This is a genomic window from Polyangiaceae bacterium (assembly GCA_015075635.1).
Lineage (GTDB): Bacteria > Myxococcota_A > Polyangia > Polyangiales > Polyangiaceae > JADJKB01.
In genome coordinates this window covers 597,905-619,591 of record JABTUA010000002.1, presented here as the reverse complement: position 1 = coordinate 619,591, position 21,687 = coordinate 597,905, and the positions used below count along the sequence as shown (strand labels likewise).

Below are 21,687 nucleotides of genomic sequence, written 5' to 3'. Positions count from 1 at the left end.
CGCCCGCGCTACGCTCCCGCCCATGCCAAGTCGCTTCGTCTTCGACCGCGCCCCCGCGCGCATCTATTGGGAGACCACCCGAGCCTGCGACCTGGCCTGTCGCCATTGCCGCGCCGAGGCGGCGCCGATGGCGGACCCCCGCGAGCTCTCGACCGAGCAGGGCAAGAAGCTCCTCGGACAGCTCGCCAGCTTCGGGGAGCCGCTGCCCCACGTGGTGCTGACCGGTGGCGATCCGCTCAAGCGCGACGATCTGTTCGAGCTGATCGCCCACGCGAAGTCCCTGGGGCTCGACGTCTCGGTCTCGCCGAGCGGCACCCCGCTGCTCACCGCGGACGCCATCGCCCAGCTCAAACGAGCCGGAGTCGAGGCCATCTCGCTCAGCATCGACGGGGCCACCGCGCAGCACCACGACGACATCCGCCAGGTACCAGGCTGCTTCGAGCGCACGCTGGAGGCGGCGCGTGCCGCGTGCAGCGTGGACCTGATGTTCCAGGTCAACACGCTCGTGGCCAAGGAGACGCTCGGCGATCTCGAGGCCATCTACCCGCTGGCGAAGTCCATCGGCGCGGCGCGCTGGAGCCTGTTCTTCCTGGTCACAGTCGGCCGCGGCACGGTCCTGAACCCGATCTCGGCGGACGAGTGCGAGACCTTGTTCCAGTGGCTGGCGGAGCTACCGCGGGGCCCGGGGCTGCCCATCGTCACCACCACGGAGGCGCCGCACTACCGGCGCATCCTGCTCGAGAAGGTCAAGAGCCGGCCCGCCGGCGCGGGGGGCCACCCCGGCAAGCACCCCCACGGCGGGGAGGGACCGGTCCCCGGCCTGGGCATCCGCGACGGCAACGGCATCATGTTCATCTCGAACGTGGGCGACGTCTCGCCCTCCGGCTTCCTGCCGCTGGTCGCCGGCAACGTGAAGACCGAGAGCCCGGTGGAGATCTACCGGAGCTCGCAGATGTTCGTGGCGCTCCGGCGCACGGAGTCGTTCGAAGGACGCTGCGGCTACTGCGAGTTCCGCGGGCCCTGCGGCGGCTCGCGCTCCCGAGCCCTGGCGGCGACGGGCAACATGCTGGCCGAGGATCCGCTGTGCGCGTACCAGCCGCGGGTGGGCGCGGCCCTCTCCGCGGAGTGAGCGCTCGATCCCTCGTTGAACCCGCGCGTGGGGTGTGCTTCCGTCCGATCTAATGCGGACGTCAACTCTCCTGCGCCGTCGCTACATCTGGGTCTTCCTCGCCGTGGCCAGCAGCTTCAGCGGGTGCTCCTGCGAGGGCTGCAGCGACGACCGAGTCCGACTCCAGCAGCACCGGCGGCGGCTCCGGCTCAGGCGGCTCCTCCGGCTCAGGCGGCAGCGGCGGTACGTCTGCGGGCGGCAGCGGCGGCAGCGGCGGCGCGTCTGGCGGCGGCGGGACCTCCGGCAGCGCCGGTAGCGCGGGCGCGGCGGGCGCGGCGGGTGCTGCGGGCGCGGCGGGCGCCGCGGGTGCGGCCGGCGGTGACGCTGGTGGCGATGCCAGCGACTCCGGAACCGATGCGAGCGATGCGAGCGCCGACTCGGGCGCCTGCGGTCCGAACTTGATCGTCAACGCCGGCTTCGAGACGCTCGCGACCGCCGAGGTGGGACAGCTCGGAGAGGGCATCGTCCCGGCTCCGTGGATCCCGGTGGCGCTCACGCCCGACACCTACTCGACCGACGGTCAGTTCGGGCTCGACCCGACCGTGTTCGGAAACTTCACCGGAGTGACGCCGCACACCGGCGTGCGCTGGGCTGCCGCATGGGGTGCGGCGGACGAGCGCTTCGGGCAGGTCCTCGCTGCGCCGCTCACCGCCGGGAAGAAGTACGTCCTCTCGCTCTACCTCCACATGGCGGTTCGCGCGGACCTTGCCATCGACAGCACCTACGCCGTCGGGTTGGCGGTCCAGAGCGCGCCGACCAGCGACGTGGTCGAGGTGGGGACCTTCGCCAACGTCACCACCGGTGGCTCCTGGCAGGCGCGCTCGATCACGTTCACCGCGCCGACGGACGCGGCGAATCGCAAGCTGCTCGTGTTCCGATCGGTGACCGGCTACGCCGGCATGGACGACGTTTCGCTCACCGAGTGTCCGTGACCCCCAGAGCGCCGGGGTGCTAGATTCCCCGGCCGTGGGCCAGGCGAGCACGTCGAGCGGGCGGCGCTGGGGCGCGGCGCTCGCGGCCGTGTTCGCCTTTCACTTCGCGCTCCTGACCTGGTTCGCGCCGCCGCGCGTGCTCTTCTCGAAGGAGCCGGTGGTCGTCGTGGACTACGCGCTCCACGCCTACCAGGTGGACCGTGCGCTCAGCGCGTTCCGCGCTTCGGGGCAGCTCTGGGGGTGGGACCCGCTGGTCCTGGCCGGGCAGCCCGCGGGAGTGGCCGAGGATCTGACCAGCAAGGGCACCGAGCTGTTCGTGATCGCGCTGCGCGCGCTGGGTGTGCACGCCGGGCTCGGCTTCAACCTGTTCATCGCGCTGGTGATGTCGCTGGTGCCCTTCGCCGGCTACGCCTGCGCGCGGCTGTTCGGCCTCGACCGACCGGCGTCGGTGGTCAGCGTGCTCTTGTGGGTGCTGCTCTGGTACTTCGACTCGCTGCTGCACTGGACCTGGTGGATCGGCATGATCTCCTGGTCCTTCGCCGCGTACGGCGTGGTGCTGTTCGTGGCGCTGCTCCACCGCGCGCTGGAAGAGCGCAAGATCGGCTGGTTCGTGGGCTTGATCGCGCTGGCCCCGGTCCTGGCCATCGTCCACCCGTTCTCCGGCATCGCGCTCCTGGTGCCGGGCGCGGCGCTCTACCTTCGGGCGCGGACGTCGCTGGGCGCGAAGGAGCACGCGCTCATCTGGCTGGCGGTTCTGGCCGGAGCGGCGACCGCGCTGATCTGGATCTTCCCCGCGTACCGCTTCAAGCACTACGTGGACACCGCGGACTCGTACTTCAACGCGCGGCTCGAGTACCTGCTCTACGATCTCTTCGATCTGCTCAAGAACTCGGATCACACCGGGGCGCCGATCCGGACGGTGGTCCGCACGCTGTGCTTTGCCGCTGGAGGCTACGCGCTCTGGCGCTGGCGCAAGGAAGGGGACCGGCGCGCGCTGCCGCTCGGGGCGCTCGTCCTCTGGGGCGTGGGCTACGCGTACCTCGCCGCCTACACGAACGCGGGGCGGCAGACCCAGCCGTACCGCCAGATCGCGCCGGCCATGCTGGCCGCTGCCATCCCCGCCGCGGCGCTGCTCCGCGAGCTCTTGGCGCCGGAGGCGCTCCGACGCCTGGACCGATCGGCGAAGCTCTTGCTCGCGCTCGCGCTCGTGCTGATCGTGCCGCGCTTCGTGCGCACCGTGCTGTTCTTCCTGCCCGGGCTTCTGCCCATCCAGCCGAACGCGGAGGTGGTGTTGAGCGAGCCGAAGCCCTTCAGCGCGCGGCTCTCCCACGCCAGCCCGGAGTCCCAGGAGCTGCGCGCGTGGCTGATGGAACACGCCGAGGGCCGCGGCCGGATCGTGGTGCGCGGCGTCTACCCGACGCACTGGGTGCTGGCGGAGTACCTGGCGGCTTCGACCCGGCTGCCCATCGTGGGCGGGCTGGAGCACCGCAACGTGCACCACGCCGACGCCCACCTGTTCCGGCGCGCCCGCGCCGGGAATCCGCCGGGGGAGGAGCTCCAGCGCTACTTCGACGACTACGCCATCGGCTGGGTGGTGCTGGCCGGCGAGTACGGGGCGCTCGACTACCGGCAGGACTACCTGGAGCTGGTCGCCACGGTGGCCGAGCACCGCGTGTACCGCGTACGCAAGGAGCCGAGCTACTTCCTGCGCGGCAGCGGTCGGGTCACGGAGCAGGTCATGAACCGCGTGAACGTGGAGGGCGCGAGCGGCGACGAGGTGGTGCTGCGCTTCCACTGGTTCGAGCCGCTGGCTTGCCGCCCGGACTGCAGCATCGAGCGCTTCCCGATCCCCGGCGACCGGGTCGGCTTCATCCGCGTGCCGAAGCCCCCGCCGAGCTTCGAAATCTACACGAAGTACTGACTACTTCTTCAGCACCGAGTCCAGGACCTTCTTGGCGACGGCGGGCTTGCCTTCGATCACCACCCAGACCGCCACGTCGGCCTTCTCGTCCAGGTACACCGCGCCGAGCTTCTCGTGCATCGCGGCCTGGTCTTTGGGACCCATCATGCTGCCGGAGGAGCCGGAGGGATTGGCAGCGCGCCGCACCATCTCGAAGGTACCCTTGTCGTTGCCCTTGAGCAGGCCGAACTCGACGCTCTCGTACTTGCCCACCGTGCCGTGGTTGATCTCCACGTTCTCCGGAGCCCAGCCGGCCTTCTGCAACGCGGCGACGAGCGCCTTCGGATCGATCTCGCTGATGCTCACGCCGCCGATGGTGGCCTCGCTCTTGGGCAGCTCAGGGGCCGCCGGCGGAGGCGGAGTCTCCTCCTTCTTGGGCTCTTCGGCCTTGGGTTCCTCCTTGGGCTCGACGGCGGGCTTCGGCTCCTCCTTCGGCTCCGGCGGCGTCGGGTTCTCCGGCGGGGGCGTCGTGCCTCCGCAGGCGACGAGCAAGGAACACACGGAGAGGACGATGACTGCTTTCGAGCGTGCCATGCCGCTTCCCTAGCGCCGCTCGCTGCCCGGGGGAAGCGCACCCGTCGCCGGCGGGGTTTCTCGCGCCAGGCTCAGGCAGCAGCGGACAGGGCCAGCGCAGCCTCGAGCTTCTCCCGGTCGCGCGGCGCGAGGGCGGGTTCCACGCCGGCGAGGATGGCCGCAAAGACCTCGGGCGGCGCGCCGGCGCGGATACCGCTCAGCATGCGCGCCCGTTCCGCGGGGCTCATCGCCGGCAGCATCCAGCGCATGAAGCTCATCATCTTGTCGGGAGCGATGGAGCCGACCAGGGCATGCTCGATTTCCAGGATCTCCTGGTCCGTGTAGCAGGCCCAGAGCACGGCGTTGTGCTCGGTCTCCTCCCGCAGCATGTGCTCCAGGTTCTCCGCCACGAAGTAGCCCATCTCCGCGTAGAGCCGGTGACAGGCGCGAGCGCGGCTCGCCTCGTCGGCGCGCTCCACGGCGCGGGCCAAGCTCTCGAGTCGCTCGAGCGCGCGCTCGTGCGCGACGTGCTCCTCGTCGGCGCGCCCCGCCGAACCGGGGCGACGCGCCTCCATGGCTGCGTGGATGAACGCGTTCTCGTGGGTCAAGTGGGACAGGCACAGGCCGAGCAGCAGGCGCAGCTCGCCCAGGACCTCCGCGACGTCGCGCGGGTCGCCCGCATCCAGGCGCCCCAGCTCGAGGAGCACGTGGCTCATCAGGGAGCGCAGCCCCTTGTGGGCCAGGCGGTAGATGTCGTGGCGTTCGACGGGGTTCACAGCGGCGATACTCTCGGTGATCTGGCTCATCTCGACTCTCCTTCGGGCCATCGGCCTCGCGAGAATCACCGTAGCCAGCGCCAGAAACCGGCGTTCCTAAATGCTCCCTGGGAAGATCCTAAGAGCTTCCTATCGCCAGAGCGCCAGCCAGGCCGTTCCGACGGCGGTCGTTGCCAGAGCAATCGGCGCTCCGAGCCGGAGGTATGGCCAGAAGCCGAGACCGCCGATGGACCGCGAGCGCTCGGCGACGATGATGTTGGCGACGGAGCCCAGCAAGGTCAGGTTGCCGGCGAAGGTCGAGGCCATCGCGAGCAGCATCCAACCTCCTCGGGGGTCGGAGAGCGCCGCAACCTGCTCGCGCACCACCAGGATGAACGGGACGTTCGAGACCACGTTCGACCCGATCAGGAAGATCGCGGCTAGACGCGGGGTCCCACCGTCGCCGGAGAGCGGATAGCGGGCGAAGAGGGCGTCCGTCAGCCCGCTCTGGGTCAGGCCCTTCACCACGATGAAGAGCCCTGCGAAGAACAGCAGCACCGTCCACTCGATCTTGGGCCAGACCTCGTCGGCATCGCGGCGGTGCAAGAGCAAGAGCAGCGTGAACCCGGCGACCGCGCTCCAGGCCAGGTCGAAGCCCGCGAGGTACATCAGCGTCGTCAGCGCGATCACGACCAGCGTGGTGACGACGGAGCGACTCAGGAGCCTGGGGCCGGGTGAGCTCGGCTCCAGCTCGCCCTCGAGGTCGCGACGGTGGACCAGGGCCACGACTGCGTGGTTGATGGCGAGCCCCGCGAGCGCCACCGGCACCATCAGTGCGGCGTATTCGCGGTAGGCGAGGCCGCCCAGGCTGGCGCACAGCATGTTCTGCGGGTTGCCCACCAAGGTGGCGACGCTGCCCGTGTTGGCCGCCGTCGCGAGCCCGACCAGAAACGGAACTGGCGGCAGGCGGTGCGCCCGGATCAACGAGACCACGATGGGCGCGCCGAGCACGCAAACGGCGTCGTTGGTGAGGAACGCCGCCGCGACGCCAGAGCCCCAGATCACCAGCGCGAGCAAGCGCCGGCGCGTGCGCACGCGCGCTGCCACGAAGGCCTCCACGCGGCGCGGGAAGTCGTCGAGCTCGAGGAAGGCTCCCATCCCCATCATGCCGAACAGGAGCACGATGGTGTTGCCGTCGATGCTTGCCAGGGCCTCGCTCGGGCCGAGCACTCCGAGCACGACGCACGCAGTTGCCCCGAGCAGCGCCGCGCCGGGACGGCCCAAGGGGAGCACGCCGAGCCGGCGGAACGACACGAGCACGTAGGTGAGGGCGAAGATGACGGCGCCGAGCACCGCTCACTCCTGGCGGCGCAGGCTCGCGCGAGCCGACACGCCGCCGCCCGTGTAGCGCCACTCCAGCAGTCCCGACGCGTCGATCCGCATCTCGATGGCGCCACCGTCGATGCAGCGGTCGCGTCCCTCGGTCAGCTGCTCTCGGGCGCGGAGCACGTCTCCTGCGCCGTCCTCGCAGGTCCAGTCGGCGGCGCAGGCGATGGTCGGGTACTCCACCGTCGCGCAGGGCCCAGCGCGCGTCCCGCGGATGGTGACCCGCATCTGCCAGCTCGAGCCGTCGTCCTGCACACCGACGCCCTGCCAGCGACCGACGAAGGACTCGGGCTCCGGAGTCCGCGAGTCGCCGTCCGTGGCGATGGTCGCCGTCGGGGCCGGCACGACGACGGAAGTCGGGGGCTGCGGCCGGGGCGCGGGGGCCGGCGAGCAGCCGAGGGCAACGAGCGCCAGGCAGGCGAGGGTGCGGCTCATGCGGCTGCCGAGCATGATATCTCCAGAGGGGGCATGGGCGCTTCTTACCAGTCCGCTGTCTCGCTGGTGCGCCTGCTGGTGCGGGCGTTCTTCCGGCGCGTGGAGGTCAGCGGGCTCGAGAACGTGCCGGCCACGGGCGGCGGGCTGATCGTCGCCTGGCACCCGAACGGCCTGGTGGATCCGGGGCTGATCCTGGCGCACTGCCCGCGCCAGGTGGTGTTCGGCGCCCGCCACGGCCTGTTCCTAGTCCCCGTGCTGGGCTGGGTGATGCGCGGAGTGGGCGCCGTGCCGATCTACCGCGCGGCGGACGCGAAGCCTGGCGCCGGCGATCGCCGCGCCAAAAACGAGCAGAGCCTCGGCGCGCTGGCCGAGGCCATCGCGAGCGGGGCGTTCGCGGCGCTCTTCCCAGAGGGCGTGAGTCACGACGCGCCGCGCATGATGGAGCTCAAGACCGGCGCCGCCCGGCTCTACTACCAGGCGCGCGCCGCGGCGCCGGACGCCAGGCCCGTGATCATCCCGGTCGGTCTCCACTACGACGACAAGCGGGCGTTCCGCTCCTACGCGCTGCTCGAGTTCCACCCGCCGCTCGTTCTGCCCGCCGAGCTCGACGTGGTGCCCGACGCCGACGAGCCCGCCGAGCGGGCGCGCGAGCGCGCGGCCCGGCTCACCGACGAGCTCGAGGCGCGGCTCGAGGACATCGTGCACCCGACCGAGAGCTGGGAGCTCCACTTCCTGATGCACCGCGCGCGGAAGCTGGTTCGCGCGGAGCGCGCCCGCCGGGCGGACGCCGATCCTGGGAGGCCCGACATGCAGGAGAAGGTGCTCGGGTTCGGTCGAATCTGGGCTGGCTACACGGCGCGCCTCCGCTCGCATCCGGAGGAGGTCGAGCGGGTGCGCGCGCGCCTCGCGCGCTACGACGAGACGCTGCGCGCCCTGGCGCTCGAAGACCACGAGCTGGACCTGGATCCGCGCCTGATGTCGCCCTGGCTGGGGTTCCTGTTGTTCCTTCAGCTCGCGACGGTGTACCTGGTGCTGCCTCCCATCCTGATCGTGGGCTACCTGGTGAACCTGCCGGTGGCGTTGCTCCTGATCGCGGTCTCGAAGCTCGCGTCCCGCGCTTACAAGGACGAAGCCACCGTCAAGCTGCTGCTCGGCGCGGTGATGTTCCCGCTGACCTGGATCGCCGTCGGGATCCTCGCGGCGCGCGGCAACGTCTGGCTGCGCGCGGCCCTGCCCGGCGTGCCGGATGTGCCCGTCCTCGCCGGCGTGGTGATGGCGCTGCTCGCGGCGATCGGCGGCGCGGCGGGCATGCGCTACCTGCGCGTGGCGCGGGAGACCGCGCGCGCGGTGCGCGTGCGGCTGCTCCGCCGCTGGCGCCGGCGCGAGGTCGAGCGGCTGCGCGCCGAGCGCGGTGCGCTGTTCGAAGCCATCATGGTCTTCGCCGTCGGCCTCGAGCTGCCCGGCCGCGTCGCGGCGGACGGTCGCATCGTGCGCTGATTCAGCCGTTGACGATCGAGACGAAGCGGATCGCCGACGGTCCGTCGTCACTCTTCTTCTTGCTCATGGTCAAGGTCACGCGGTGGCCGTCCTTCCACTTCCAGGTGGCCTCCGCGCTCGCGCTGCCGTCGTCCAGGCACTTCACGAACGTCTCGTTCTTGCAGGTGTCGGGCACGGTGATCGCGTCCACGGTCGGCGCGCCGTGTTTGGCGACGAGCGCCGCCTTCATCTCCTCGAAGCGCGCGCTCCAAGCCGCGTGATCCGGGGTTTCGACGACGACGGCGACGCCCACGGCGCACAGCTTCTCGTCGCAGAAGCTCAGCACCGGCTTGCCGGGGATCGCTGCACCGTCCACGGGGCGGCTGCAGGTGTAGGTCGCGCCGCGTTTGCCCCAGGTGCCGCGTTTGGTGCACTTGAGCATGGTGGCGTTCTTGTCCTGGCCGAACTTGTAGCCGAGCCCTTCCTCGGGTGGCGGCGACGTCGGCTCCGGCGGCGGCGGCGGCGGCTCGGGCTTCGGCTCTTCCTTCGGCTCCGGTTCGACCCACTTCTCTTCCTGGCCCGGCGGCGCGGGAGCGGTGAAGTCGTCCACGCTGCTCTGTTTCTGCTGCGGGGCTTTGCGATAGCAGGCGGGCAGGACCATCAGGATCGCGGAAATTGCGAGGATCGCGCGGCGCATTCTGGAGCCCTGTTTATCACATCGGGCTGCCGGGTCGGCCGACGCTTGCTAGGCTCCGAGCCCGATGTCGTCATTCCGGAGCGCGTGGAGCGGCGTGGCGCTGCTCGCCCTCGCTTGCAGCGCCCGCGATCTGTCGCAGTACGACAGTGAGCCCGCCGGCGGAGGCGGGTTCGTCGCGGCCGGCGGTTCCGCCGGAGCGGGAGCCGACGGGGGCGCCGGCGGCAGCGGGGCGACCGGAGGCAGCGCGGGGAGTGGCGCGACGGGCGGTGGCGGCGGGGCGACCGGCGGCAGCGGAGGCGCGACCGGCGGCAGCGGAGGCGCGACCGGCGGCAGCGGAGGCGCGACGGGCGGTGGCGGCGGGGCGACCGGCGGCGGAGGAGGCGCGACCGGCGGCAGCGGAGGCGCAACCGGAGGCAGCGGCGGGGCGACCGGCGGCAGCGGAGGCGCAACCGGCGGCAGCGGAGGCGCGACCGGCGGCGGAGGAGGCGCGACCGGGGGGGCCGGTGGGGCGACCGGCGGCAGCGGCGGGGCAACCGGCGGGACCGGCGGATGCACGTCCGACGGTCAGTGCACCACCACCTCCGCACCCAAGTGCAAGCTCTCCACCCATCAGTGCGTGCAGTGCCTCGGCGACGGCGACTGCCCTTCGACCAAGCCGAAGTGCGAGGACAACAACACCTGCGGGTGATCAGCCGCGTCGCTGCATCCGGAAGCTGAAGTCGCGGCCGTGGCCTCCGACCGTGGCCAGGTGGATCCAGAGCATGGCGACGTTCTCGAGCATCCCGGCGTTGCGCAGCGGACCGGCGTCCACGGGGTGGAAGCCCGCGCGCGTCGCGATCTCGCTCAGCGTCTTCTTCGCCTCGAGGTCGTCGCTGGCGAAGAACACATCCGCGGGCGCGCCGCCGAGGTTCGGGTCGGCGTGGAACTCCGCGCCGAAGGTGTTGAAGCCCTTGACCACCCGCGCGCCCGGCGCGGCGGCGGCGATGGCGGCGGCGAGCGAGCCCTCGGGCGGCGGCGCCCACACCGGGCCTTCGGTCCAGGTCAGCGGGTTGTTGCAGTCCACGACGATCTTGCCTGCGAGCTCCTTGGCCAACGAGCGCGCGACCTCCACGCTGACCTTGCCTGGGACGGCGAGGAACACCACGTCGCCGCTGGCAGCAGCCTGCTCGATGCTGGCGGTCGAAGCGTCCTTGGCGGAGCGCGCGAGCACGTCCTGCGCCTTCTTCGGATCCCGCACCCCGAACCGCACGGGGTACCCCGCGTTCGACAGGCGCGCCCCCAGGTTACCTCCCACGTTACCGACGCCGATGACGCTGATCTGCATGAGGCAGTGCTACCCGCGCTCGAGCCAGCTGCCAAGCCGCGACGTCGCGGGAAGGTGCTCAGGGCACAGCCCGCTGGCTGAGACCAAGAGGTTCGGGCCTCCGGAGTCCAAGCTCCATGTTCCGTTGGTGCCTCGGCTCACTGGCGCTCCTCCTGGTGTGGCTGACGCCGCGGGTCGGCAGCGCCTGCTCCTGCGGTGACCGCGGGTCGCCGACCGAGGCACGCGACGGGGCGGCGCAGGTGTTTCGTGGCAAGGTCGTCGCCGTGCGCGAGGCGTGGGGCAACGCGCTGCCGTACTCGTTCCGGCGCCGGCTCCCGCTCGGGCTTCGGCCCAATGACGGTCTGCTCGTGGACTTCGAGGTGGCGCGCGTCTGGAAGGGCCCCCTCGACGCCCGGCGTCGCATCCTCACCGGCTACGGCGGTGGTGACTGTGGCCTCGGCGCCAGCGTGGGAGACGACTGGCTGATCTACGCCCACGGAGACGGCGGCGTGGCGTACGCCAACATCTGCTCGCGCAGCACCCGAACCCCGCACGCTTCGCGCGATCTCGCCGAGCTCGGCGCCGGCGCCGAGCCGGAGCCGCGGCGTGCTCCGCTCGCGCTGCTCCTGCCGCTCGGGGTGCTCGCGCTCGGGCTGGGCCTGGCTGGTTACGCGTTCGTGCGGCGCAGGGACGAGCCGTCAGTGGTCTGCTAGGCTGGCCTGGTGGTGGAAACTCAGTGGCTCTCGCCAGAGACGGAGCGTGCGCTCGCGCAAGCCGCTGAGATGTGGCCGGGAGTCGAGCTGCTCATGCTGTTCGGCTCAGCGGCCAAGGGCCGGCTCGGCCCGGAGTCCGATGTGGACGTCTACGTCCGGCTGACGCCTGGACACTCGGCTGAACGAGTGCACGAGCAGCGCTTCAGAGAGAGCGCGGAGCGCGCCTGCCGCCGCGAGATCGATCTCGTCATCGAAACTCCATCGACGTCGGTGATTCTCAGGAGAGAGGTCGCCTCGCGCGGACGCCCGTTGTTCGAGCGGTCGCCTTCCGCAGCGATCACCTTTCGCGTGGAAGCCGTTCGCGCCTACGCGGATCTCGAACCTCAGCTGAGGAAGATTGGCGCGGCGATCCGTGCCAGGGCACTTCGAGACGGCGCGCTCGCCATCGAGCGCGTTCGGACCCGAGGAGCGAGTCGTGGTCGATGAGCACCTGATCGAGCAGCGCCTCGCGGCCATCGCCGATCGGCTCGAGCGCATCCGGCAGGCACTGCCGCCCGACCGGGCGGGCTTCCTCGCTGACCGAACGGCGCAGGAGGTCGTCGCTTTCAACTTGTTCTTGGCATTTCAAGAAGCGTTGGACCTTGCTGCACACATCATCGCCGACCGCGCCCTCGAGCTTCCGACGACCGCGCGGGAGCACTTCGAAGTCCTGTCGCGCGCTGGACTCCTCTCGCCGGAGGTGGCGGCGTCCATGGGCGCGTGCGCCGGTCTTCGGAACCTCATTGCTCACGCCTACGGCTCCCTCGATCTTGGTCGCCTGTACGATGAGCTGCCCTTCGGTCGAGACGCGCTGATGGCGTTCTCTGCGGAGCTCACCGCACCAGGGTTGGAGCCATGAGAACCTGGCTCTGCGCGGGCCTCATGGGTCTGCAGATTGCCTGCGGGCGCGAGCAGGTCGCGCCCGTCGAGCCGGCGACGCCGCCGGCGACGCCGGCGCCCGAGCCCACTCCCGTTCCCACCGTCGCCGCGACGGTCCCGAGCGCTGCGCCGGCAGACCCGTGCCAGGAGATCCGCGATCGATTCAACGCCGAGCTCGCCAAGCGCACCGACCAATGCAAGACCGCCTCGGACTGCGCGTGCCACGGCGCCGAAGGCGGCGGCTGCGGCGGAGTGACGGACAGCGCCACCGCCAAGCGTCTGGCGCCGATTTCCAAGGAGTTCCACGACTCGAAGTGCCGCTACACCGTGCAGTGCGCGGCCTGGGCCTGCGAGCCCAAGTGTCAGAACGGGCGCTGCACGCGCTGAAGCTCAGTCGGCGCCAGCGTCCGCGCCGTCCGGTACGCAGCACCACATGCTGCACGCGCCGCAGCCTGCGCAGGGCTGCGGGCAGTCGGCCTCGCCGGCGGAGTGGAAGCCCAGGTCGCACCCGCCGGCGCACTGGCAGTCCCCGCCGAGCTGAGCGCAGGACACCACGCTGCCGCCGGACCCGCCGCCGGCGCCGGAGCTTGCCCCGCTGCCGCTCGAGCCGCCGCTCCCGGCTGCGGCCCCCGTGCCGGAGCTCCCGCCGCCGCCGCCGGAGCCGGTCTCGTCGTCGGAGCTCGAGCAGGCGAAGGTCAACGTCGCGCCGGCCAGCGCGAGGGCGAGCAGGGTCACGCTACGAAGGTGTCGCATTCCGACAGTGTACCTAGAACGGGCTCTTGCAGCTCGACATGGCCGCGTCGCACTGGCTCGCCGCGAACTTGTAGGCCTCGAGCGGCGTACCGTTCGGAGGCTGGGTGACGTTGGCCTCCAGGATCGCGCCCTTCGCGTAGCCCGACGCGGCCTTCAAGCTCTCGAAGGTGAGGTCTGCGGCGATCATACTGCTGCAACCGGCGGGCAGCGTCAGGTGCACGTTCCAGAGCATCGCGGAGAAGAGCCAGCTGCCCTTGCCGGAGCACGGCCAGAGGGGGCCGTTCGCCGGCAGGTCCGCGCCGTCGAGCACGTCGGCGCTGAAGTCGGCGTTGAAGCGCACCCAGGAGTAGTGGTTCATCCCCCCGGACCAGCCGACGAGCCAGATCCCCTCCAGGGCTCCGGGCTGCATGATGTCCTTGGGACCGCAGCCCAAGTACTTGCCGCCACCGCAGGCGCAGTCGCAGTCCGGTGTGCAGGGCTCGACTCCGCAGGGACAGAAGCACGCCTCGGAGAACACCTGGCAGCTCGCGTTCGCGCTCTTGCAGTCGCAGTAGGCGAGACCGAGGCACTCTGCGCTGCCGCCGCTGCCGCCACCGCTGCCACCGACCACGCCGCCGCCGCTGCCGCCCGGGGCGCCGCCGCTGCCTCCGACCGTCCCGCCTCCGCCACCGGAACCGCCGCTGGCGCCGGTGCCCGCGTCCGCGCCTCCGCCGCCCGATGACGGGGTCGGGTCGCTGTCCGTGGACCCGCCGCACGCCGTCAGTGCCAGAAGCACGCCGATTTTGAAGAGAGCTCTCATGCCGCCACCTGGTGAGTGCCTATCCCTCGAAGCACGGCCTGTCCAATCAGGGCAACCGCTCGAGCAGCTTCAGCACCCCGAGCTTCACCGGCGAGCGGTGGTGCGAGGCGCCCTCGCGGGTCAGCACCTCCTCGCGGTGCGCGACGTACCAGTCGTAGCTGTCGGCGATCATCTCGGCGTTGCTGAACTTCGGCTTCCAGCCCAGCGCGTCCTGGGTGCTCTGGATGTCGAAGTACATCTCGCGGCCGTACATCAGCGAGTGGTAGTCGCCGAGCGGCGAGACGCCCAGCTTGCTGGTGACCTTCATCGCCACCACCGTCGGCCGGAAAGGCAGCGAGCGCACCGGGCTCCGGCTGCCGGCGTGGGCGACCAGGCCCTCGAGCAGCTCGCGCATGGTGCCGAAGCGATCCGTGCCGCAGAGGAGCACGTCGCTCTGCTTGCGCTGGTCGGCGAGCAAGCAGGCGGCGGCGAGGTCGTCTGCGTGTACGAACTGGTAGCGGTTGTGACCCTGGCCGAGCAGGTAGACGGGGCGGCTCCTCCGCACCCACTCGAACAGGATCTGGAAGATGCCGAGGCGCCCGTGGCCCAGGATGGTGCGCGGGCGCACGATGCTGACGGAGAGCCCCTTGTCGATCACGGTCTTGGCGTAGGTCTCGCCCTCGAGCTTGGCCGCGCCGTAGGCCTCCCGGGGGCGGGGCGGCGTCGCGAGGGTGACGGGGTTTTGGTCGGGCACGCCGTAGACCGCGCTGGACGAGACCAAGACGACCTTGCGCACGCCGGCGCGCAGCGCCTCGTCCAGGACCAGGCGCGTGCCGTCCACGTTCACCGACCAGAACTCGTGGCGGTTCTTGGCCAGGGGCACCTGCGCCACGTTGTGGTGCACGACCTCCACGCCCTCGAGCGCGCGGCGCACGGCGTCGCGATCGCGCACGTCGCCGCGCACGAGCTCGACGTGCGCCGGGCGGTCCTCGTTGTCCACCAGGTCGAACACGCGCACCGAGTCGCCGCGCTCGAGCAAGCGCTGCACGACCACCTCGCCGAAATAACCCGAGCCTCCCGTGACCAGTGTTCTCATAGCTTTTGCCCGTTCTCGATCATCCAGTGAATCGAGCGCCGCATGCCCTCCGGGAGGTCGACCTTCGGGTCGTAGCCCAGCTCTTCTTCCGCCTTCTTCACCGAGCAAGCGATGGTCTTGTTCATCTCGGAGAGCACGTGGATCTTCTGGTGGTAGAGCCCGAGCCCTTGCAGGAGCTTGTCCACCAGCCACGCCACCTGGCTCATGATGCCGGGCAGGCGCATGCGTTTGTGCGCGACCTTCACGCCGAAGTCCTGCTCCATGACGCGCTCCACCGTGTCCATGATCTCGTTCATGGTGTAGGGGCGCCGATCGGCGATCCAGTAGGTGCCGCCCGCGGCGCGCTCGACGCGCTCGCACAGGTGCAGGCCCTGGCAGATGTTGTCGATGTAGGCCATGGAGCGGCGGTTCTCGCCGCCGCCCACGATGGGACCCTTGCCGTCGCGGATCATCTCGAAGAACAGGCTCTGCCGCGGCGGCTGGCCCGGGCCGTAGAACCACGGCGGTCGGATGATCACCGTCTCGAGCTTCTTGTTCTTGCCGGCCGCGTTGACCAGCTGCTCGGCCAGCATCTTGCTCTTGCCGTAGCCCATGTAGGGTGCGTACGGGCTCTGCTCGTCGAACACGTGATCGGGGCGCGGGTTCACGCCGATGGGCGAGTTCGACGAGACGTGGACCAACCGGCGCGCACCGGCCGCCTCTGCTTCTTCGACCATGCGGCGCGTGCCCTCGACGTTCACGGCGGTGAACTGCTTCACGCCCGCGGTCGGGTGAATGATGCCGGCGGAGTGGAAGACGGTCGCGCCCTTCGCGTCCTCGAACAGCTTCTTCACGGAGGCAGGGTCGGTCAGGTCGCCCTCGACGATCTGGACGCGATCCGAGAGCTTCGCCAGGGACTTCGTGTCGCTGCCGGGCAGGCACAAGCAGCGCACCCGGCGCTCGCCCAGGGGCTGTTCCAGGCCTGGAACTTCGGACATTCCGGTGACCAGGGTTTCGACCAGGCGGGTGCCGAGCCAGCCCGGTGCACCGGTGACGATGGCGAGAGGAGCAGAAGCGGTCATTGGAGGCGTTCGATGAGGTGGAGGGCGTTGCGGCGAGCGAAGGCCATGACGCTACCTTGCGGGTTCACGCCTGGCGAGTCCGGCAAGATGCTGGCGTCGTTGACGTACAGGTTCTCGTAGCGGCGGACCTTGCCGAAGGAGTCGGCGGCGCAGCGATCCGTGCGTTCGCCCACGGGGCACGACGAGAAGGCGTGGACCGTGGTCAAGCTCAGGTTGGCCTTGGGCAGGGGCTCGTCGAGCCAGCGGATGGCCTCGCCCTCGTCGCGGAGGGAGGGCATACCGCGCACCGACGGCAGCACCTCTTCCGCCCCGGCGGCGAGCAAGAGCGTGCAGAGGCGCGCGAAGCCGCGGGAGAGGTTGCGCAGATCTTCGGGACCGACGTCGTAGTGGATGAGCGTGGCGCCGTCCCCCAGCACCGACGGCCGGACCCAGCCGCGGCCTGCGCCGCGCACCGCCACGTAGTACGACGCCATGCTGCGGTAGCGCGCCATGCGATCGTTGGTCTCGGGCCAGTTGTCGCTGAGCCCCATCGCCAGGTGCCCCGGGGTGAAGAAGGCCCCGCCCAGCGAGACGTCCGGCCAGAACTCCTTGACCTGGAGCAGCGGAAGGACGCTCTCGTGGGCGTTCACCGTCTCCGGGAAGCGCGCGGCGACCTTGAGCATGGGGTGAACGCGCAGCGTCTCGCCGACGTGGAACTTCACGCCGCTTCGGCGCAGGAGCGCGGGCGTCTCCGTGGGGCCGGCGCAGACGACGACGTGGTCGGCGTCGATGCGCGCGAGCACGCGGCGGCCCGGCTCGACCTCGACCTCCGCCAACACGCCGATGCAGCGATGGCGCTCGAACAAGAGCTGGTGCACGCGGCAGCGGGTGACCAGGCGCGCGCCGTGCTCCTTGGCCGCGGGCCAGAGCGCGCGGCTCATGCCCTGTTTGGCGCCGGTGGGGCAGCCGGAGGCGCAGGCGTTGGTGCTCTTGCAGCCCGGCGCGGCGCGCGGCACCTCCTGGAAGGCCCAGCCCATGGCCTCGATGCCCTTGGCGAACAGGCTCGTGCTCTTCGGCCACTCGCGGCCATACGGGCCGATGCCCAGGCGCTCTTCCGCCCACTCGAAATGCGGCGCCATCTCCTCGGCGCTCGCGTGCTGAAGATCGAACTGCGCGTGCCAGCGCAGCAGTACCTCGCGCGGCGTGCGGTGCCAGAATCCGCTGTTGATCTCGGTGCTGCCGCCGAGGCACGCGCCCTCGACGTAGCCCAGAGGCACCTGACCCAGGATGGGCGTCATGCCGCGGCGCCGGTAGAGCGTGCGCATCGCCTCCGTGGAGCCCTTGCCGTAGTCGGCGTCCGGGTGCTCGCCGCCCTCCTCGAGCACGGCGACGTCGCGGCCCGCCCGGGCGAGCTCCAGCGCCGTCACCGCGCCGCCGGCGCCGGAGCCGATCACCAGGATCTCGGTGCGCTCGCGCACGGCCTCAGCCATGGGCCTCCTCCGGGGTCGCCGTCGCGACCGGCAGGTGACGCCGCTCCTCCGGGCTCAGCGTGGCCAGGCCCGCGGGGTGCTCGTAGAAGGCCAGGAGCACGGTGCTGCGCGGTGCGCGGAAGAGCTGGCGCAAGGGGGCGATGCTGCCGAACGCCCAGCCCGCGACGGCGGCGCGTCGCTTCTCCAGGCCGAGCCCGCAGAACGAGCGCAGGTAGCGCACCCGGACCCAGAAGCGGAACACGCTCATGCCGATGGCGTAGAGCGTGCGCACGCGGGTCGGCAGCGCCGCGATCTGCCCCGCCAGGAAGCGCGCCGAGTCGCGCACGACCTCCGCAGAGCCGGGGACCGGCAAGATCGCTTCGGTGAGCGCAATGTCGAACTCGGAGGGCTCGGCATCCTCGGCGCGCCGCTCGAGCTGCGCGATCACGCGCATGGGGACGCCGCCGATGGGCTCGATCTTGGCCGAGCCGCGCGCGGCTCGGGCCAGGGCCGCAGTCGCCCCGACCTCGACGCCGTACCAGAGCATGGCGCCGGCGCCCCACAGCGTGGCCGGTGCGTAGAACGCGATGTGCACCAGCACCGCGTACGCGAGCGCCACCTCGGCGCCGACGCCCTGGGCCATCAGCGCCTGCGAGCAGAAGAAATGGAACGGGCCGACGAAGCCCGGGGTCGAGGGCACCAGGATGCCGAGGTTCGTCACGCTCATGGCGATGACGGCGGTACCGAAGTCGAGCCTGAGCCCGAGCGCCGGCAATATGGCTACGAACATCGCCGACTCGCAGATCCAGACGACGACGCTGAGCACGCCGATGATCAGCGCATCCAGCGGGTGGCGCAGGCTGGCGGCACCGTTCACCACGCTCGTGGTCGAGCTCACGGCCAGGTCATGGGCCCGCCGGCCCAGAGGCTGCGAGAAGCGCGACGCCAGTGAGCCGAGCGCGGTCGGAAACAGCACCGCCAGCATCAGGCCCGCGAGGGCGAGGCCGAAGACCAGCGCGCCGACCTGCGCGAGCTCGGCGATCCACCCGGCGGTGTGGGTGGCCCAGGTGCCGCCGATGAGCAGGAACAGGATGGCCACGCCGTCCACCAGGCGCTCGATGAACGTCACCGTCAGCGCTTGCGTCAGCGGGATGCCCGTGCGCTCCGCCAGCATGCCCGCGCGCACCAGCTCGCCGAGCCGGGCCGGCAAGACGTTGTTGCTGGCGTAGCCCACCACCACCACGTTGGTGGCCGTCGTGACCTGGAGCTTCGCCTCGCGCCGCACCAGGTACTTGAGCCTCGCGCCGCGCACGAAGTGCCCGACCAGATACGCGAGCATCGCCAGCGGCACCCAGGGCAAGGGCTTCGCGGTGCGCCAGGTCTCGCGCACGCTGCCGAGGTCCAAGTGACGCACGGCCACCCACAGGAACAGCGCGCTGACTGCCGCCCCCACAATGGTGACCCAGCGCCGGGGCGACTGAGAGGACATCGGGCGCCCGCTCCCTTCGCATGGATGCCCGCGGCAGTCCAAAGGCGACCGCGGTTCTGCGGGAGATCGCCGAGTCCACGCTGGCTTTTGGACCCAACGTGGACCCCGCCCGTGCCTACCAGCTGGACTGCCGCCGGCGCATGAGTCCCGGCGAGAAGCCCGCCGACGCAGCCTCCCTGTGCTGGTCCGCTCGGCGCCTGAAGGCGACCTTCCTGCGCCAGCAATACGCTGAGTGGTCCGAGGAGCAGGTCGAGCACGAAGTGCGCCGAGTGTTCACGCATGCCCGAGACTCAGGTCTTCCAGCTCTTCGGGCGCAAGCTGAACGCGCTGGGTACATGGTCACCGGCAGCGGAGCTGGCCTGCTCCACGGCGAGCCTCGCGTCACACACGACATCGACATCGTGTTGCCGCTCCGTCTCGCTCGGATTCAGGCGTTCGCCAGCGAGTTCCCACTCGAAGATTTCTACCGGATTCCGCGCCGACATCTACCTGGTGAGCCGCGATCCGTCCCGCGCCCGGGCGCTGCCCGAGCGTCGACCCAGGGCATCATCTCGGTGTCCGGCGACCTCGTGAGGGTGGAGGTCATCGCCGAGTGGGTCGAGCTCCTGGGCCCCTGCGCGCAATGGGACCGCGCGCCGGCCGAAGACGAAGGCTGGGCCGGTGTCGACTCGCGGGCGTCAGCTGCTGGCCGCGACCCCGGGGACTGCTCCAACCGGAAAAGCTGGTAGTTTCTCGGCCGCCCTCTGTGTCAGGGTGCGCCGCGACCGGCGGCGCGAAGCTTGCGAAAGCCCGCCGGAACCTGCGACATGAACCCGGAAGTGCAAGACCCTCCCGACGCGAAACCCGATACGGTCTCCGCAATTCGCCAGGGCGTGGCTGGAGCTACGCTGATCGTCGGGGCCCTCACGTCTCTGACGCTGGCAATCATCCAGTGGAGCCTGCAAAGCGAGCTCAAGGAGTTCGTCACCGGCAACGTGCTCCCACAACCGAAGCGCCAGCTCGCAATGATGGTGACTTTCGGTGTCGCCGGCGCCGCCGTGCTCGGCGTCCTGGCATTCGCCATCGTGAAGCGAGCCGCCGCGGCACCGCGCATCCTGCGCTGGGGCATGCTCTCGAGCCCGCTCATCGTCAGCGTGTTCGTGCCGTCGCTCTATTATCGCGGCGCGTGGAAGGGGCCCGCGGAGCTCCCGTACTTGGTGATACTGGCGGTGGCCGGTCTGGTCTTGGAGCAACTCCTCGCGGTGTCGCTACGGTCGCTCGGCACGTTTCGCTTCGACTCGCCTCGCTTCGAGCGTGTTCGGCGCGTGCTGCGCTGGCTACCGGCGGCGCTCGTCACCGTGGGGATCGTCTACTACGCGGTGCTGATCGGTCGCTACACGCTCGTCACCCACATCGGAATGTGGACGAGCACCACGGATCTCGGGGAGTACGACAACCAGTTCTTCAACGCGCTGCACGGGCACCCGTTCCGACTGCCAGCCTCCGAGGGCAACCTGCGGGATTGGAGCGCGCTGAAATTCCACGCGGACTTCATCATCTACGTGCTCCTGCCTTTCTATGCCATCAAGCCCGGGCCCGAGTCGCTGTTGATTATCCAGACGGTGCTGGTGGCGCTGACTGCGCTGCCCATCTACCTGTTCGGGGCGAGGCGTCTCCCCAGCTGGATCGCTGCCGTCGTGGCGCTGTGCTTTCTGCTCCTGCCGGTGATCCAGCGGCCCAACTTCTACGATTTCCATGCTGTTCCCATCGGCATGTTCTTCATCGCCTGGGCGGTGCTGTTTCTCGATCGCGTCTTGCACGCGGAATGCCCGCTCCGACGAGACTACGTGCTCTTCTGGATCTCCTTCGCGCTGGCGCTGGCCTCTCGCGAGGACATCGCGTTCGGCATGGTCGTGATCAGCACTTTCTTGTTGTTCTACGGCAAGCGCCTGCGCCTGGTGGCGACGATGCTGGTGCTCTCGGCCAGCTACTTCGTGGTGATCAAGTTCGTGATCATGCCGCGCATCGGCGTGGTCTGGTACCACGAGATCTACGAAGATCTGAAAGCTGCCGGTTTCAAGAACTACGGCGCAGTCGTGGCGACCATCTTGACGAACCCGATCTTCGTCCTGCGCAGCATGGTCAAGGAACCGAAGTTGCTTTACCTGCTGCACATGACGGTGCCCCTGCTTTGTCTGTGGGTCCGCCGACCGTATTTGCTGGTGGCAGCCGTGCCAAGCGTCTTCTTCACCCTGATGGTGACCAACCGCCCGCCGATGTACCAGACCTCGTTTCAGTACGCGTTTGGCTGGTTCCCGTACGTCGTGACGGCCAGCATCCTGGCCCTGGAAGGCATCGGCAAGGTTGCGGGAGCGCGCCGTCAGGCGGCGGCGGCGCTGGCGCTGATCCTCGTCGCCACCGGCGCCAGCTTCCAATACGGGCTCTTGCTCGGTGGCAAGGTCATCGTCGGCGGCTTCGGTGAGAAACGCGTCACCGTCACCCCGGAAGAGGTCCACCGTTACCGGGAGCTCAAACGCTTGGTCGCGCAGATTCCGCCGGACGCTTCGGTGACCGCCACGGCTGTGGAAGGCGCTCACGTGTCGACGCGGTTGATCCTCTACAACCTCGGCTACGGCCTCGGGGACAAGCCCGACTACATCCTGTTCCACAAGTCGCTCTCGAAGGGCGAAGCCCAGCGCGTGCTCCCGGTGGTCGAGTCGGGCGAATACGGCTTGGTCGAGGAGCGCGACGTATTCATGCTCTTGCGGCGCGGCCACGACATCGCGAAGAATCCGCGGGCGGTCGAGGTCTTGCGCCAGCGTTGAGC

At 70.2% G+C, this 21,687-nt stretch carries 23 protein-coding genes and 1 pseudogene; 11 read left to right on the top strand and 13 right to left on the bottom strand.

The genetic code is table 11. The features are described 5' to 3' along the window. Positions 1-22 precede the first annotated feature (22 nt). Positions 23-1,129, top strand: a complete 1,107-nt coding sequence (locus HS104_19050; protein ID MBE7482062.1) for a TIGR04053 family radical SAM/SPASM domain-containing protein — start codon at positions 23-25, stop codon at positions 1,127-1,129. A 61-nt stretch (positions 1,130-1,190) separates the two neighbouring features. Here HS104_19050 and HS104_19045 read toward each other — a convergent pair whose 3' ends face one another. Continuing rightward, complete coding sequence (locus HS104_19045) at positions 1,191-1,577, bottom strand: hypothetical protein (protein ID MBE7482061.1); 387 nt, start codon at positions 1,575-1,577, stop codon at positions 1,191-1,193. Here HS104_19045 and HS104_19040 point away from each other — a divergent pair. Next, on the top strand, positions 1,567-2,100 hold the full coding sequence (locus HS104_19040; protein MBE7482060.1) for a hypothetical protein: 534 nt from the start codon (positions 1,567-1,569) through the stop codon (positions 2,098-2,100). The genes HS104_19045 and HS104_19040 overlap by 11 nt on opposite strands. A gap of 34 nt (positions 2,101-2,134) precedes the next feature. Beyond that, complete coding sequence (locus HS104_19035; GenBank protein MBE7482059.1) at positions 2,135-4,021, top strand: hypothetical protein; 1,887 nt, start codon at positions 2,135-2,137, stop codon at positions 4,019-4,021. Here the strand turns inward: HS104_19035 and HS104_19030 are convergent, their stop codons facing one another. The 4 genes from HS104_19030 to HS104_19015 form a co-directional block, all read right to left on the bottom strand. After that, a complete protein-coding gene (locus HS104_19030; GenBank protein MBE7482058.1) occupies positions 4,022-4,594 on the bottom strand; it encodes a hypothetical protein in 573 nt (190 codons plus the stop codon). Between the two features lie 71 nt (positions 4,595-4,665). Next, the gene (locus HS104_19025; protein ID MBE7482057.1) at positions 4,666-5,379 is read right to left on the bottom strand and encodes a hypothetical protein; all 714 of its coding nucleotides are present in this window, start codon (positions 5,377-5,379) and stop codon (positions 4,666-4,668) included. A 99-nt stretch (positions 5,380-5,478) separates the two neighbouring features. Beyond that, complete coding sequence (locus tag HS104_19020) at positions 5,479-6,681, bottom strand: hypothetical protein (GenBank protein MBE7482056.1); 1,203 nt, start codon at positions 6,679-6,681, stop codon at positions 5,479-5,481. A 3-nt stretch (positions 6,682-6,684) separates the two neighbouring features. Then, positions 6,685-7,149: a hypothetical protein gene (locus HS104_19015; GenBank protein ID MBE7482055.1), complete on the bottom strand. Its 465-nt coding sequence runs from the start codon at positions 7,147-7,149 to the stop codon at positions 6,685-6,687. A 33-nt stretch (positions 7,150-7,182) separates the two neighbouring features. On the opposite strand from HS104_19015, the pseudogene HS104_19010 reads away from it, so the two are divergent. Continuing rightward, positions 7,183-7,311 (top strand): annotated as a pseudogene (locus HS104_19010) (hypothetical protein). Between the two features lie 1,336 nt (positions 7,312-8,647). On the opposite strand, the gene HS104_19005 reads toward HS104_19010, so the two are convergent. Continuing rightward, entirely contained in the window at positions 8,648-9,322 is a 675-nt protein-coding gene (locus HS104_19005) for a hypothetical protein (protein ID MBE7482054.1), read from the bottom strand. 64 nt (positions 9,323-9,386) lie between these two features. Here HS104_19005 and HS104_19000 point away from each other — a divergent pair, with 64 nt between their 5' ends. Continuing rightward, a complete protein-coding gene (locus HS104_19000; protein ID MBE7482053.1) occupies positions 9,387-10,010 on the top strand; it encodes a hypothetical protein in 624 nt (207 codons plus the stop codon). On the opposite strand, the gene HS104_18995 is transcribed toward HS104_19000, so the two are convergent. Further along, a complete protein-coding gene (locus HS104_18995) occupies positions 10,011-10,646 on the bottom strand; it encodes an NAD(P)-binding domain-containing protein (protein ID MBE7482052.1) in 636 nt (211 codons plus the stop codon). Between the two features lie 116 nt (positions 10,647-10,762). On the opposite strand from HS104_18995, the gene HS104_18990 reads away from it, so the two are divergent. The 4 genes from HS104_18990 to HS104_18975 are packed head-to-tail and all read left to right on the top strand — an operon-like array spanning position 10,763 to position 12,643. Beyond that, entirely contained in the window at positions 10,763-11,338 is a 576-nt protein-coding gene (locus HS104_18990) for a hypothetical protein (protein MBE7482051.1), read from the top strand. Between the two features lie 9 nt (positions 11,339-11,347). Continuing rightward, a complete protein-coding gene (locus HS104_18985; protein ID MBE7482050.1) occupies positions 11,348-11,824 on the top strand; it encodes a nucleotidyltransferase domain-containing protein in 477 nt (158 codons plus the stop codon). After that, complete coding sequence (locus HS104_18980; GenBank protein ID MBE7482049.1) at positions 11,814-12,236, top strand: DUF86 domain-containing protein; 423 nt, start codon at positions 11,814-11,816, stop codon at positions 12,234-12,236. Before HS104_18985 ends, HS104_18980 begins: the two co-directional genes overlap by 11 nt. Beyond that, positions 12,233-12,643 carry a hypothetical protein gene (locus HS104_18975; GenBank protein ID MBE7482048.1) on the top strand — a complete coding sequence of 137 codons (411 nt, stop codon included), beginning with the start codon at positions 12,233-12,235 and terminating at the stop codon, positions 12,641-12,643. The genes HS104_18980 and HS104_18975 overlap by 4 nt, the downstream gene beginning before the upstream one ends. 3 nt (positions 12,644-12,646) lie before the next feature. Here the strand turns inward: HS104_18975 and HS104_18970 are convergent, their stop codons facing one another. The 6 genes from HS104_18970 to HS104_18945 are packed head-to-tail and all read right to left on the bottom strand — an operon-like array spanning position 12,647 to position 18,881. Continuing rightward, positions 12,647-13,009, bottom strand: coding sequence for a hypothetical protein (locus HS104_18970; GenBank protein MBE7482047.1), 363 nt, complete (start codon positions 13,007-13,009; stop codon positions 12,647-12,649). Between the two features lie 13 nt (positions 13,010-13,022). After that, positions 13,023-13,808, bottom strand: a complete 786-nt coding sequence (locus HS104_18965; protein MBE7482046.1) for a hypothetical protein — start codon at positions 13,806-13,808, stop codon at positions 13,023-13,025. Positions 13,809-13,854: 46 nt separating this feature from the next. Beyond that, positions 13,855-14,883: an NAD-dependent epimerase/dehydratase family protein gene (locus HS104_18960; GenBank protein ID MBE7482045.1), complete on the bottom strand. Its 1,029-nt coding sequence runs from the start codon at positions 14,881-14,883 to the stop codon at positions 13,855-13,857. Beyond that, positions 14,880-15,944, bottom strand: a complete 1,065-nt coding sequence (locus HS104_18955) for an NAD(P)-dependent oxidoreductase (protein MBE7482044.1) — start codon at positions 15,942-15,944, stop codon at positions 14,880-14,882. The genes HS104_18960 and HS104_18955 overlap by 4 nt, the downstream gene beginning before the upstream one ends. Beyond that, entirely contained in the window at positions 15,941-17,413 is a 1,473-nt protein-coding gene (locus tag HS104_18950; protein MBE7482043.1) for a GMC family oxidoreductase, read from the bottom strand. Before HS104_18950 ends, HS104_18955 begins: the two co-directional genes overlap by 4 nt. Beyond that, the gene (locus HS104_18945; protein ID MBE7482042.1) at positions 17,406-18,881 is read right to left on the bottom strand and encodes a flippase-like domain-containing protein; all 1,476 of its coding nucleotides are present in this window, start codon (positions 18,879-18,881) and stop codon (positions 17,406-17,408) included. The genes HS104_18950 and HS104_18945 overlap by 8 nt, the downstream gene beginning before the upstream one ends. A gap of 98 nt (positions 18,882-18,979) precedes the next feature. Here HS104_18945 and HS104_18940 point away from each other — a divergent pair, with 98 nt between their 5' ends. Then, positions 18,980-19,609 carry a hypothetical protein gene (locus HS104_18940; protein ID MBE7482041.1) on the top strand — a complete coding sequence of 210 codons (630 nt, stop codon included), beginning with the start codon at positions 18,980-18,982 and terminating at the stop codon, positions 19,607-19,609. Positions 19,610-19,753: 144 nt separating this feature from the next. Further along, positions 19,754-21,685, top strand: coding sequence for a DUF2079 domain-containing protein (locus tag HS104_18935; GenBank protein MBE7482040.1), 1,932 nt, complete (start codon positions 19,754-19,756; stop codon positions 21,683-21,685). Positions 21,686-21,687: the final 2 nt, after the last annotated feature.